The 13,294-nt window shown below is 40.2% G+C and carries 15 protein-coding genes and 2 tRNA genes; 11 read left to right on the top strand and 6 right to left on the bottom strand.

The genetic code is table 11. The annotated features are described in order from the left end of the window. Positions 1 to 2: 2 nt before the first annotated feature. The gene (locus tag ACM9H2_RS01325; RefSeq protein ID WP_415487397.1) at positions 3 to 575 is read right to left on the bottom strand and encodes a DNA-3-methyladenine glycosylase family protein; all 573 of its coding nucleotides are present in this window, start codon (positions 573 to 575) and stop codon (positions 3 to 5) included. Between the two features lie 9 nt (positions 576 to 584). Next, entirely contained in the window at positions 585 to 1,742 is a 1,158-nt protein-coding gene (locus tag ACM9H2_RS01320) for an acyl-CoA dehydrogenase family protein (protein WP_415487652.1), read from the bottom strand. Between the two features lie 121 nt (positions 1,743 to 1,863). Between ACM9H2_RS01320 and ACM9H2_RS01315 the strand changes: the two genes are divergently transcribed. From ACM9H2_RS01315 to ACM9H2_RS01290, 6 genes are all read left to right on the top strand, one after another. Then, positions 1,864 to 3,840 carry a 3-hydroxyacyl-CoA dehydrogenase NAD-binding domain-containing protein gene (locus ACM9H2_RS01315; protein ID WP_415487395.1) on the top strand — a complete coding sequence of 659 codons (1,977 nt, stop codon included), beginning with the start codon at positions 1,864 to 1,866 and terminating at the stop codon, positions 3,838 to 3,840. Positions 3,841 to 3,890: 50 nt separating this feature from the next. Then, a tRNA-Glu gene (locus ACM9H2_RS01310) sits at positions 3,891 to 3,965 on the top strand. Between the two features lie 58 nt (positions 3,966 to 4,023). Next, positions 4,024 to 4,587, top strand: a complete 564-nt coding sequence (locus ACM9H2_RS01305; protein WP_415487393.1) for a MauE/DoxX family redox-associated membrane protein — start codon at positions 4,024 to 4,026, stop codon at positions 4,585 to 4,587. Positions 4,588 to 4,820: 233 nt separating this feature from the next. Then, positions 4,821 to 5,891, top strand: a complete 1,071-nt coding sequence (locus ACM9H2_RS01300; protein WP_415487391.1) for a hypothetical protein — start codon at positions 4,821 to 4,823, stop codon at positions 5,889 to 5,891. A gap of 211 nt (positions 5,892 to 6,102) precedes the next feature. Next, positions 6,103 to 6,372 (top strand): DUF2061 domain-containing protein, encoded by a 270-nt coding sequence (locus tag ACM9H2_RS01295; RefSeq protein ID WP_415487389.1) that lies wholly within the window; start codon positions 6,103 to 6,105, stop codon positions 6,370 to 6,372. Next, positions 6,359 to 6,583, top strand: coding sequence for a hypothetical protein (locus ACM9H2_RS01290; protein ID WP_415487387.1), 225 nt, complete (start codon positions 6,359 to 6,361; stop codon positions 6,581 to 6,583). The genes ACM9H2_RS01295 and ACM9H2_RS01290 overlap by 14 nt, the downstream gene beginning before the upstream one ends. Positions 6,584 to 6,607: 24 nt before the next feature. On the opposite strand, the gene ACM9H2_RS01285 is transcribed toward ACM9H2_RS01290, so the two are convergent. Continuing rightward, positions 6,608 to 7,114 (bottom strand): HNH endonuclease, encoded by a 507-nt coding sequence (locus tag ACM9H2_RS01285; protein ID WP_415487385.1) that lies wholly within the window; start codon positions 7,112 to 7,114, stop codon positions 6,608 to 6,610. 170 nt (positions 7,115 to 7,284) lie between these two features. Here ACM9H2_RS01285 and ACM9H2_RS01280 point away from each other — a divergent pair, with 170 nt between their 5' ends. Then, positions 7,285 to 7,677 (top strand): hypothetical protein, encoded by a 393-nt coding sequence (locus tag ACM9H2_RS01280; protein ID WP_415487383.1) that lies wholly within the window; start codon positions 7,285 to 7,287, stop codon positions 7,675 to 7,677. A 2-nt stretch (positions 7,678 to 7,679) separates the two neighbouring features. On the opposite strand, the gene ACM9H2_RS01275 is transcribed toward ACM9H2_RS01280, so the two are convergent. The 3 genes from ACM9H2_RS01275 to ACM9H2_RS01265 all read right to left on the bottom strand — a co-directional run bounded on the left by ACM9H2_RS01275 (position 7,680) and on the right by ACM9H2_RS01265 (position 9,269). Then, positions 7,680 to 7,970, bottom strand: a complete 291-nt coding sequence (locus ACM9H2_RS01275) for a hypothetical protein (protein WP_415487381.1) — start codon at positions 7,968 to 7,970, stop codon at positions 7,680 to 7,682. Positions 7,971 to 7,972: 2 nt separating this feature from the next. After that, positions 7,973 to 8,046 (bottom strand) — tRNA-Thr (locus tag ACM9H2_RS01270). A gap of 29 nt (positions 8,047 to 8,075) precedes the next feature. Next, a complete protein-coding gene (locus tag ACM9H2_RS01265; protein ID WP_415487650.1) occupies positions 8,076 to 9,269 on the bottom strand; it encodes a phosphoglycerate kinase in 1,194 nt (397 codons plus the stop codon). A 99-nt stretch (positions 9,270 to 9,368) separates the two neighbouring features. On the opposite strand from ACM9H2_RS01265, the gene ACM9H2_RS01260 reads away from it, so the two are divergent. From ACM9H2_RS01260 to ACM9H2_RS01245, 4 genes are read left to right on the top strand one after another with little or no spacing between them, the layout of a single operon-like run. Next, positions 9,369 to 10,484: a branched-chain amino acid ABC transporter permease gene (locus ACM9H2_RS01260; protein ID WP_415487648.1), complete on the top strand. Its 1,116-nt coding sequence runs from the start codon at positions 9,369 to 9,371 to the stop codon at positions 10,482 to 10,484. Next, the gene (locus ACM9H2_RS01255; RefSeq protein ID WP_415487379.1) at positions 10,481 to 11,773 is read left to right on the top strand and encodes a branched-chain amino acid ABC transporter permease; all 1,293 of its coding nucleotides are present in this window, start codon (positions 10,481 to 10,483) and stop codon (positions 11,771 to 11,773) included. Before ACM9H2_RS01260 ends, ACM9H2_RS01255 begins: the two co-directional genes overlap by 4 nt. Continuing rightward, the gene (locus ACM9H2_RS01250) at positions 11,770 to 12,591 is read left to right on the top strand and encodes an ABC transporter ATP-binding protein (protein ID WP_415487377.1); all 822 of its coding nucleotides are present in this window, start codon (positions 11,770 to 11,772) and stop codon (positions 12,589 to 12,591) included. Before ACM9H2_RS01255 ends, ACM9H2_RS01250 begins: the two co-directional genes overlap by 4 nt. Continuing rightward, entirely contained in the window at positions 12,588 to 13,292 is a 705-nt protein-coding gene (locus ACM9H2_RS01245; protein ID WP_415487375.1) for an ABC transporter ATP-binding protein, read from the top strand. The genes ACM9H2_RS01250 and ACM9H2_RS01245 overlap by 4 nt, the downstream gene beginning before the upstream one ends. Positions 13,293 to 13,294 lie beyond the last annotated feature (2 nt).

The following is a 13,294-nucleotide window of genomic DNA, read 5'->3' as shown; positions in this document are numbered from 1 at the left end:
GTCTAGTCCACTGCAGTCCATAAATATCGACTAGCGTAGCTTCTATATGGACGCCAATCCTCTGCTTTTTCAATCATTTTAGAGGGAGTGTCTAACGAAGGGTAGAGTTTCTGCATAGCCTTTCTAATACCGAGATCTTCTGTGGGAAAAATGTCTTCTCGTGCTAGAACAAAAATTAAAAACATTTTGGCAGTCCAAACTCCTACTCCACGTATTTCAGTTAGGGTTTCAATTACTTCTTCGTCGGCCATGGAAAGTAGTTTTTCTGCAGAAAGGCCTTCCTTGAATGCCAATGCTATGTTAAAAATGTAATCAACTTTTTGAGCAGAAAGTCCAGTGGACTTGAGATCATCTTTATTTGCGTTTAATATAGAAGTTGGTGTTATTTCAAATCGTTCGAAAAGTCTGTTTCGTATGGCCCTAGCCGATGCGATCGAAAGCTGTTGATTAATTACAGATATTATGAGGCGTTCGAAGGGGTCGGGGTGTGGGAGAAGCTCTATGGGCTGGTGATTTTCGATAAGTTGGGCTAGAACAAGATCTTGTTTTAAAAAAGTATGAGGGTCCGATTTCATGGAAGATGGTTATATAAATCCCTTGCCGAGTAGCTCTCTTGCAATTATATTTTTTTGAATTTCCGATGTGCCTTCATAGATTTGGGTGATCTTTGCATCACGATATAATTTACTAACGCCAAAATCATCCACATATCCCGCGCCTCCGTGGACTTGGATTGCTTCGCTTGTGACCTGGACTGCTATTCTTGAAGAATACTCCTTTGCCATAGACGCGAGAGCTGTTAGGCGATTTTTTTCATGAGTAGCTATCCAAGCAGATTTAAAAGTTAGATTTCTAGCTGCTTCGGTTAGAGTATACATATCAGCAAGTTTGTGCTGGATGGCTTGGAAATCAGAAATGGGTCGGCCAAATTGGTTACGTTCTTTTGCATATGCAAGTGATTGTTCGCATGCCCCCTGTGCAATTCCCACTGCCTGGGCAGACACCATCGTTCTAGATTCATCGAAGAATTGCATCAATTGGAGAAATCCGGCTCCGCGCGTTCCGACTAAATTTTCTTTAGGCACTCTAACATTGTCGAAGATCAATTCCGCCGTGTCAGACGCTCGAATTCCTAATTTTCCTGTTATTTTTTCAGCGGAGAACCCAGCAGTTCCTTTTTCGACGATGATTTGAGAAAATCCAGAATAACGGTTGGTATCATCAGGGTCAGTCTTACACATTACAACGAAAAAATCACCAACAGTACCATTTGTAATCCACATTTTCCTACCGTTAAGTACCCAATCATCTCCATCTTCTTCTGCAAGAGTTGAAATGGAAGTCACATCGGATCCGGCTCCAGATTCAGAAATTGCAGAACCCATAACAGATTTTCCAGAAGTAATCAAAGGAAGATATTTTTCTTTTTGTTCATCAGTCCCAAACGCGAGAATTGTGTCAGCACCGAATCCTGCAGAATAGATACATAAACCAATTCCAGGGTCTACTGCAGATAACTCTTCCACAATGATGGCATAGTCAATGGGAGAGTGGGAAGAACCACCAAATTCAACAGGAATATGAGATCCTGTCAATCCCATATCTGCTGCTTTTTTCATTACGTCGTAGGGATAAGTTTCGTTTCGATCGTGTTCTTGAGAAACGGGTGCCATTTCTGTTTCTGCAAATCGTCGAACTTCATCTTTGATTAACGTTTGTTCAGTGGAAAAGGAAAAATCCATGAGAGAAATAGACCTGGACTGAATAAAGATGTTGTCCATATTAGTGAGAAGAATATTCGAAAAATAAATTATTAGTCCCAATGAAGAAACGTTCAAACAGGTGGGGAATTACAGACAGATTATGGAAGTGGAAGATGTCACTAAAGTAGCAGTTCTAGGGGCAGGAAATATGGGACATGGTATAGCAGAGGTTGTTGCTATAGCTGGATTTACAGTAGTAATGAGAGACATTACCGAAGAGTTGGTAAAAAAGGGATATGAAGGCATAGTATGGAGTTTGGATAAACTGGTTGAAAAGGGACAGATTTCTGAAAAAAAGTTGGAAGAAACACTAGAAAGGATAACAACGGTTGTTGAAATTGAAGACGCGGTGTTAGATGCAGAGGTTGTCATAGAAGCGATTCCAGAACGCATGGATCTTAAAAAGGAAGTATATGAGGAGGTGGGGAAGTATCTATCAAAAAATGCAGTGGTACTTTCCAATACATCTTCATTATCAATTACAGAATTATCCGAGGTGACGGGGTGCCCGGAGAGATTCTGTGGGCTACATTTTTTCAACCCCCCAATAAAAATGCCACTCGTAGAGGTAATTTCGGGAGACCACACAGCAAAAGAGACATTTGAATTTGCTACACAATTTGCGAAAAGAATAGGTAAATTTCCTGTCGAGGTACGCAAAGATAGTCCGGGGTTTATAGTTAATCGAATTTTGACCCCTTTACTCAATGAAGCAGCATGGATAGTTCATGAAAAACGGGGGGGAATGCAAGAAGTGGAAAGTTCCGTCAAATATGGGTTGGGACTCCCAATGGGGGCTTTTGAACTATCTGATCAAGTGGGAATTGATGTTGCGGTGCATGTATTGGAGTATCTGCATGAAAAACTCGGTTCGAGTTATAAACCATGTCCCATGTTGGAGGAAAAAATTGAGGATGGAGATATAGGAAGGAAAGTTGGGAAGGGGTTTTATGATTATTCAAAAAAGGTTGTAGATTTAAAAGTGGAGATGCGTTCGGAGACTATAGAAATTCTATTGACAGCGTGTTTGGCTAATGAGATTACTAAATTGTTAGAAAAGGAAGTCGCAGTGGTAAAAGACATAGATCAAGCTATGAAGCTAGGAACAGGGATAGAAAAAGGACCTGCTAAAATGGCTGATGATATTGGACTCAATAAGCTACATCAAGTTCTGTTAGAAGTGTATGACTCAACGGGAGAAGAGAGGTACAAGCCTACTAAATTGTTATCTGAACTATCAGAAACGGGCGAGTTTTTCTACGAAGTGTCCGAAAAAGAGACAGGAGATGTGTCCTTTGAAGACATAGAAATTGAAAAAGAAGGTAAATTAGGGAAAATTATATTAAATAGGCCACATCGATTGAATGCAATTACAGCAGAGATGATTGGAGAGATAGATCACGCTTTGGATCTGTTTGATCAAGACGAAAAATGTGGGGCAATATTGATCACGGGTGTGGGTGAAAAGGCATTCTGTGCAGGGGCAGATATTGTTTCGTTTGCATCGGGTTTTAGCGACGAAGGTGCAGCGCAAGAATTATCCAAAAAGGGCCAGGATCTTTTTTCGAAATTTGAACAGCATAGGCTCCCCATAATTGCAGGCATACGAGGATACTGTTTTGGAGGGGGTATGGAATTGGCTGCAGCTTGTGACCTTCGTATTGCTTCAGACCTATCAGTGTTTGGGCAGCCTGAAAGAAATCTAGGAATTCTTCCGGCATGGGGAGGGACGCAAAGACTCATGTATATAATGGGAGAAGCAAGAGCAAAAGAAATTATTTTAACAGGTAAAAAGGACTATCGTGCAGAAGTATTGTATCAGTATGGGTTCATAAATGAGGTTGTAGATGATGAGCAGTTACAAGAACGTGCAGAGGAGGTGGCAAAGCAAATATCAGAAGGACCACCTTTGGCACAAGGGATGATAAAACAAGCCATGTTAATAGGAAGGAATGATATTAATAAAGGGTTTGATGTAGAGAGAGAAGGTCTAGGTCAACTAATAGGAACTGAAGATCTAATAGAAGGAATGTCGGCATTTATGAGTAAACGAGACCCTGAATTTAAAGGGAAATGAGATAAACAGGATAGGAATTTTTAACATACCCTATGTCAAAAATAAACCATGGTCTGTTAGGGTAGTCCGGCCAATCCTGCTAGGTTTTCGACCTGGCGACACGGGTTCGAATCCCGTACAGACCATTATTGATAATCGAAATGGCATGCATTAAGAGGAATGGGGCGAGTTATTTGAATGGAAATGGATGCTGCTCATAATAACCAGGACGGCCCAAGTTGTTGCTCGGTAATTCCCGAAGATTCAAATAAAGGAAAGGAGGGGGAAAAATATCAATTGGGGAAGCCGGCTTATCGAGAAAAACTTCCTGCAATAGTACTAGTAAGTATTTTAATAATTGGAGGGGTGTTTTGTTTGATCCAGAATCAATTTATGACTTATTTTATGGGGATTGTACTAATAGGTTTGTCATCTCTCAAACTGTGGGATTGGGATGGATTCTCAAAATCGTTTCAAAAATATGACGTGATTGCTAAGAGGAACAGCGCATATGCAAAAGCATATCCGATCATGGAAATGTTAATTGGAATTGCATTAATTTTACAAATATTTGTACTCAATGTTGCAGCAGCGTTGATTGTACTTATTGGGATAAGCACAATTGGTGTTGTACAAAGTATAGTTACTAAAAAAGAAATTGAATGTGCATGCATGGGTTCGAAAATTAAAGTTCCAATGACATCGCTTACCCTTATTGAAAATGGAATTATGATGGTAATGGCGATTAGTTTGATAGTTTCATTTTAAGAGGGGATTTTAGAGGGGGTAGAAGTAATCAGAGTAGACGGATTGACACCGCCTATGTTTTTGTTGCGGTTCTTTGTTTTGAATGTTGATATTATAAGACCATAGTCTACAGATACAGTTACACGGTTTTCTGATGTTTACCGAATCCAACAGCACCTACGTGGTGAGGTTATATAACAATATGCCCTAAGCGGATTGTGAATCAAAGTTATATAAAAATATTTTTTTGTTTGATGATTGTAATTTCGATGGCAGGGTGTGCAGATACGGGCCAATTGCCAGGGGATGAAAATGAAGAAATTGATATTGGAAAATATAGGGTTTTTCCGACATCATCTGAATTAAGTCCTAGTACGAAGGTGGTGGAATGGGGCGTAGATGCACCAGGTGTCCAGCCAATATATGTTGCATCCTCAGATGTCCCACAGTGGCACATAGACAGAGTTTCAATGGGGCATGAAATAGCAGCATCTGAGTGGGGAAATTATGGGCCATTGCAGTGGTGGATTGTAGGAACTGGTGAAAAAGAGGCAGCGAATCTGGACGAATATTATTGTGTTTTAGCGACGGAGCGGAGATCAATGGGGGATGAAACGAGAGAAAACGTGGATGGTCTCTTTATGGACCTTAGAGAAAATATGGGTTTTAGACATTGTATGGAAAGAGACCACAATATTGTGATCTATGTCAAAGATGGTGGTGCAGGTCTAAGTATAGAAAGGGAAAAAGATTTTGATGAATCTTTGTTGATGATCACAATGGCATCTAAGAATCCTTATCCGACTCACGCAGACTATGAGATAACTATTTTTCATGAATATTTTCATGTGTATCAACATGCGCATGTCATGACGAAAAATGAGAGTGAAAGGAGGGAAATACTAGGAAATGGGGCGGTTTGGTGGATGGAAGGCGGTGCAGAATACATGGGACAACTACTATATTCTCGTGCATACCCGGAAGAAGGTGATCAAGAGTATGATGAATGGTTTACATTAGAAGAGCGAATGAAATGGAAGATTGGGGCTAAAAATGAACTCCTCCCAGGGGAGAGGATGGAGGACATAGTGTATGGGGAAAGGCAAAATGTAGGGTATGATTTGGGTTCGTGGGCCACTGCATTATTGATTCATAAATATGGTGAAGATGCGTATCTGAGTTTATATGACGATGTCGAAGATATAGGGTTTGAAGAAGCATTTTCCAAGAGTTTTGGCGTGTCTTTGGAAGAATTCCTTGAGGAGTTCCATGAGGAGTTCTTAGAATTGCCTTTAGAAGAGCAGCTTAAAATTATCCCAACATAGATATCCGTCATGCGTGTGTGTGACAGTGTCGTGCGTGTGTGTGACCAGTTTGTGTTTTTTTTGGCGCGTGTCATACGCCTGTGCGACTCATTTCCACTCCACGGATTAATCCTTGGGGATGATGTGAAATGGAGTAGTAATGGTAGCTTGAGTCCATGTAGGAGAAACACGATAGAGTATTTAGGCATGAGTCCCATTTTAGGTCGAATTAATGTTTATCAAGGTAGATCCCAAACGGTTAGGAGTAGATACAGAAGGTTTGTCAAAAGCCTCCAGAACTAGATCATTGTTGAAAGCCCTAACCTGGAGGACTATAGCCACTTCGGATACATTTGTCATTTCATTGTTCATTACAGGAACTATTTCATGGGCTGCAAGTATAGCAACCTTGGAGGTTTTTACTAAAACCGGTTTATATTACTTGCACGAAAGGGGTTGGGACAGAATTAGACTTGGACAGGATAAAAATGATTCATCTTGAGGACAGAGAAGACTGGGAGCAAGAATTGGTGAAAGACTCAGACATATTCTGGGACTTATATGAGGAACAATCGCAGACAGTTACAGGGGACATAATAGCTTCTATTATTGAGATGTATGGAAGGCCAGATCAAATAGAGAGAGCTAAAAAAATTTATGAAGATGGCGAACAGAAACTGAAAGAATCGCGATATTATCACAAACTAGACTGATTGAGACCGCACAGAAGTGGTACTTCATTTTTCGGTTTTTCGGTTTAATTTATATTCTAACTTAGACCTACTGAGCACTCCATGGTCTGCTTTTCGGTGGCAGTTTGGACAAAGAACGATTAAATTTCCTGTGGTGTTTTTTCCCCCTTCAGACCTAGGTACTATATGGTGAATTTCAGGTGTATCGACCCATTCTTCACACCATTCACAATGTTGATTTGCCCTTTCAAAATATAATTCATTCTTTAGATTTTCGGGTGTGGGGTTCGTTTTTTCAAAGACATCTTCATCCCAGCTCCTCTTATGTTTTTTAAGAGATAGAAATGAAGGAATCAGTCGGGATTTGAGCTGTTGTCTACGGATTTTTTTTCGGTTTTGCCGGGATTCAATCTGTAATTTGTAGCGCTCTATCCTCTCGAGTTTTTGTTCTTCTTTATATTTTTCTTTAGCAGCTGCTCTCTCTCTTCTTCGTTTTTTTCGGAGGGGGAGGGAAATGTAATATAAAATAAATCCAATGATAAATAAAACCACGACAATCTCCAGAGAGATTTCGAATATTTGCAAGAGTTGGAGGGGAAGTGGCACGTATCACGGGAGTATAAGCGAGGGGGTATATTAAAAAATGCGACTTTCTCTTGTTTCCGGCAATATTTGTCCATTCCGGATAATTAATATATCAAAGGATCGTAAGTGGTCGAGATATGTCATTAATAGATGAACTATGTACCGTAAAGAATGCCATGTATTTGCAAATAATTACAGGAATTGGGTTCTTGATCATGTTTGTATATACTTCCCAAAGTCATCTCGCAGGAGAGGAAACGGCTCCATTGCCTGCGATCATTCTCTTTTTTGTATTTGGAGTTTGTAAATTGGAAATTGCTAGAAGGAAATTGACCAAAGGCCAAATAGTACAGTATGCAGTGCCTATCCTAACTGCAATAGGAATATTAAAAATAATAGAATTTGGACCGGCTACGGATTTCTTAGTCATTGACACTTTCTTTTATGTATATAGCATTCCATTGATACTTGAAATATTAGCAGTGGCACTGTTGTTGCATCCATCAACGAGGGCCGAACTGAAAAGTTGAATCTACAGTAAAATTAATTTTAGAATATCTCGGTTTTCTTGAAGGAAATGTTCCATTTCCTGGAGAGATAGATTTTTTATTATCTCTTCTGCGGGCAAATTATCTAGGATACCTTGGCTTATTTTATCCTCAACGGGGGTTTTTTTTCGCTCTACGAGGCATTTTTGTATAGCTCGGAAGTGTCCAAGTAGAAATTGTTCTAGTTCTTCTTGGGAGAATCCAGTAATGACTTCTCTACGGGGTAGATGGTTCGAGAGCCTTTGACGTATCGTGTCGCTGATGTCTTGCTGCATTAAGCTTCAGGAGGGAATCGAACCCCCGACATCTGGTTTACAAAACCAGCACTCTGGCCTGCTGAGTTACTGAAGCACAAATTAGTTTTATCCTCTGAATGAGATTTAAGAGTTTCTAAGAGCCAATGCAGCCACTGCTGGAAGGGAATCACCACTTAATAGTCTCATTGCTGCACCACCACCCGTACTTATATGAGAAAAATTCCTAATTCCAAATTGATCGAGAAGTGCTATCGTGTCGCCCCCTCCTACGATGCTAGTGTCGGATTGAGTAGCTGCATCGTAGACATGAATGGTTCCTTGAGAAAAGTGAGAGACTTCTGCCAATCCTGCAGGTCCATTTAGAATCGTTGTTGATGCAGATTCCAGAGAAGAACTGAATTTGGTGATGGTTTGAGAACCTATATCAAATATAGGACCTTCGGCGGGGAGATCAGAGACCAGTACTTCTTGACGTCCATTTGAATCAATGGCGACGTCGATTGGTAATTTGATTTGATCTCCATAATTAGCAAGGAGTGATTTTCCTTGATCAAGATAGTCTAAGATACCATTTGTACGTAGTATATCCATGCTAGGGGCGCCTAAATTGACCCCATCACAATGTAGAAGAAAGTTTCCAAAAAGACCAGCTGCGAGGACTTCGTCTGCAATATCATGTTTGAGAACTGACTCTGCTACGGCAAGGGAGTCAATGGTTTTTTTACCTGCTAAAAAATATACCCGGGGTTTGGGTAATTCGTGGATTGTTCCAAGGACTTTTAATTCTTTTTCTAGTAGCCTTCCAGCATAACTGGGTAAAAGATATGGAAATCCTACGAGAGATGGGTGAGACCTATGAGCAGATCCAAATGCGTCGTTGACATATGCATCGAAATGGGGTGCAAGGGCGGAGACAAATTTTGTTGTTGCAGCATCCTTTGGTTCCATTTCTATATATTCTTCTGGACAAAAACGGGTGTTTTCTAAGACTAAAATTTCCCCATGGGGGAGCTGTTTGATTTTATCTAAAGCTTTTTTCGAATGGGTGTTTTCAACATGGTGAACGGGAGTGTCAAGTATGTCGGCCAATCGGAGGGCATGAGGTTGCAGAGAGATACATGAATCTTCACCTGGGCGGCCTTGATGTGCCATCAATACAATTCGTGCCCCTGCAGATACTAGTTCAGAAAGTGTTTCGAGATGCGATCTTAGCCGGGTGTCGTCTGATAAATCACCATCTATAAGAGGACTATTGATATCAACACGAATTCCTATGAGCTTCCCTTTGGGATCTAGATTGTCAAGGGTCTCAATCATAGATGTAGGAGAATGAGATAGGATCATTGAAAGGCTTTTCTGTATCAATTTTATGTTTACAGGGATTTATTATGTGTCGCGCCTATGTGCGTACATAGCATAGGGATGATAAAGTATTATAACATATTGCGTGAAAAAGTTCAAAAAGATCGGGGTACGACACTTGTTGTTCTGGGTATATCCATACTATTAGTGGACCTTATCTTTCAATTGATAATAGGGGAGACGGAATCGCAAATTGTAGCCACATATTTATGGGATGGGTTGGTAATTGGGTTGGCGATAGGGCTTGCAGGAGTGGGATTGTCTTTAACATATAGCATACTTAAATTTGCAAATTTTGCCCATGGGGATATGATCACTGCGGGCGGATTTTCAGGATGGGTTGCTGTTTTTGCAGTAATGGGAGTGGGTAGATTCGACATGAAAAATTTACTACTAGTCGGGGCAGGAAAGCCAATAAACGTAACCGAATTGGGTATAAGTGTTTCCACGACTCCATTGGCGGTATTGTTTGGTTTGATTGTTGCAATAATGGGTACAGTGTTATTAACACTGGCCATTGATCGCTTTGTTTTTCGTCCGATGAGACATCATAATGATGGTATTGCATTGTTGATTGCAAGTATTGGTGTTTCTCTTGCCCTGCGTTATGGATTGGCATTCATATTTAAAACACAAAATCGCGGGTTGACAGCGGCTAGTCTTACGGCATCCTATTCAATTCCAGTTGGCACGGGATCAGTACAAATAGACTTGGGTGAAATAACATTAGTTCTAGTTGCAATCGCACTAATGGTTGGCGTCCACGTATTCTTGCAATATAGTACACTTGGAAAGGCCATGAGAGCGATGGCAGACAATAGAGATTTGGCGCTTATTACAGGTATACCAACAGAAAGGGTTGTTCGGGCTACGTGGATCATTGGGGGTGCATTGACAGGAGCAGCAGGATTTCTTATAACGCTAGAAAGGGGAACTATTTCATTTCAGTTTGGATGGATACTCTTATTGCTTATTTTTGCGGCAGTCATAATAGGAGGAATTGGATCAGTATATGGGGCCATAGCAGGAGGAGTGGTTATTGGGTTTACAAGTACTATTTCATTGATATGGATACCTGCAGATTTAGCAAACGTGGCAGTGTTTAGTGTGATGGTACTAGTTCTATTGTATAAACCAGAAGGGTTGTTCAAAGGAGTTACAACAGCATGAAATTTAATAGAGAAATGTTCCTGAAAAATGATTTTAGGATAGTGGTCAGCGCTTTTGTAGGTATTTCATTTTTGTTCATAATAGTGGCAATGATTTTGGGATTGGACTTCAATGGTACTGTCAATACCATACAAAGGATAATGTTTTTATCCGCAGTATACGCGATGGTAGTGCTTGCGTTAAATCTTCAATGGGGATATGCAGGAATATTTAATATTGGTGTTGCGGGATTCATGCTAAGTGGCGTGTACACAATGGCAATAATAACAGGAGATCCTAATGGGCTAATCCCAGGATTGGGATTGCCACTCCCAATCGGAATTATTGGAGGGGTTTTGATGGCAAGTTTGTTGGGATTGCTTATATCAATTCCAACGCTAAAATTAAAAGCAGATTATCTAGCGATTGTTACTATTGGTTTTGCAGAAATCATAAGGTATACTGCGAATGCTCTGACATTTAAAACGTTCTCAATAGCAGGGGTGGAAATGGGGACGGGGGCAGGGAGGGGAATCCATTTGCCGATGAATCCAATCAGAGGTTTGTACTATACAGATCCGAGCAATCTTGGACTTGGAAAGACGGTATTTGGAGAATATGTTTTTGGACTTTTTGAGATCGTTCAAGTCCAATCGTCAGTGGTGGTTTCGTGGACGTATGCAATCGTGTTGATATTCGTTGTGGGCCTGTTTTATTTAGTGATATATCGAATAGGAAATTCCCCATTTGGTAGAGTTCTAAAAGCTATCCGGGAAGACGAGATGGTTGCGAATGCATTGGGGAAAAATACGGACATATACAAGATTAAAGTGTTTGCCATAGGGTGCGGTCTGATGGGGTTGGCAGGAATTCTCTGGCAGGGTAGTTATGGATACACAAATCCAACTACATTTCAACCCATATTGACATTTTATATTTTTATTGCATTGATAATTGGAGGTTCCGGATCGAATACAGGTAGCATCATAGGGGGTGTCGTGTTTGCTAGTCTCCTTTTTGAGGGTCCAAATTTTGTCCGCCGAGTGGTCATGCATGTATTCAAATTTGATAAAGCTCCAAATTCAATTATAGAAGCAATAGTTCCAATTTCATCGTTGGATTTGGGGCCATTTGTGGCATATTCTTTGGCAAATATATCGTCTTTGAGGGTGGTATTTTTAGGATTGGTTTTAATATATATAATACAAAATAGGCCCGAAGGTTTATTGGGAGATAGGAAGGAACTAGCAGCGAGTATTGACATATCCAGACGCCCTGTTGTAAAAACAAAGGAGGAGAAAGAAGCATGAGTAGTTCTAAAACAAAAAAGAGGCAAAGTCGAAAAAAGAAACCTGCGAAAAAATACCCATTAAAAGTGGAGAAAATTGGTAAAAAATTTGGAGGACTTTCTGCAGTAAATGATGTGAGTTTTTCGATTGAAAAGGGGTCGATTACGGGGTTAATAGGGCCCAATGGGGCAGGGAAATCTACAACATTCGATTTGATAACAGGAATTACCAACCCAGACACAGGATCTGTTAAATTCGATGGAGAAGACATAACGGGGAAAAGGCCATATCAAATTGCAAATGTGGGCCTTGTCCGAACGTTTCAAATAACACGAGAACTCAAAGAGATGACGGTGATGGAAAATGTTATGCTGGCTCCGAAAAATCAAATTGGGCAGCGATTGTCGAGTGTGTTATTGGGCGGGGGTAGAAGAAAAGTAGAAAGTCAAGAAGCGGAGTTATTAGAGAAAGCTTGGGAAACTCTGGACATATTCCATTTGGATAAGCTAGCCAACGAATATGCGGGGAATCTATCAGGAGGTCAGCGAAAATTGTTGGAGATGGCTAGAGTGATGATGATGGACCCATCCATGATACTACTAGATGAACCAATGGCGGGGGTGAATCCCACTTTGAAAAAGCAAATTATAACACTAATAAAAAAATTAAGTAAAGACGGTTACACATTTCTTTTAGTAGAGCATGACATGGATGTTGTGATGAATCATTGCAATCCGATTATTGTGATGCACAATGGCGGAGTGATATTAGAAGGAACACCAACGGAAATTTCGACTAACGAAAAAGTCATAGATGCATATCTAGGTGGTTCTGAATGACATTATTGAACGTAAAAAATTTGGTTGCAGGGTACGGAGATCTCCAAATTTTAGAAAAAGTAAATATAGTAGTTGAAGAGGGAGAATATGTTGCAATAGTTGGCCCAAATGGGGCGGGAAAATCAACGGTTATGAAATCAATATTTGGCCTAACCAAGCACATAGATGGTAAGATTATTTACGAAGGGTCAGATATCAGTGGGCTCCCAACAGAAGAAATAATTAAATTGGGAATAAGCTATGTTCCTCAAAATGAAAATGTATTTCCAAATCTTACGGTGAGAGAAAATTTAGAGCTTGGAGGATATATTATGAAAGAGGGAAAGGAAAAACAGATACAAGAATTATTTGATCAATTTCCAATATTAAAGTCGAAGGAAAATGATAAAACGTCTACATTATCAGGAGGACAGCAACAGATGGTTGCGATGGCCAGGGCATTGGTGTTGAATCCAAAACTATTGATGTTAGATGAACCAAGCGCCGGATTGGCTCCAGATCTAGTGAAAGAAAATTTTGATTATGTTGATCAAATTAGAGAAAGTGGGACTGCTATTTTGATGGTTGAGCAAAATGCAAAAGAAGCTCTTCGCCGGTGTGATCGTGGGTATGTACTAGTTCAAGGAAAAGATAGGTTTGTGGATACAGGGGAGGCACTGCTCAACGATGAACATGTTAAAAAAGAGTTTCTTGGTGGGTAAAA

The organism is Candidatus Hikarchaeum yamanae, assembly GCF_009889665.1.
Classification (GTDB): Archaea; Halobacteriota; Halobacteria; order Halobacteriales; family Hikarchaeaceae; genus Hikarchaeum; species Hikarchaeum yamanae.
This window is presented reverse-complemented; position numbering and strand designations above follow the sequence as displayed.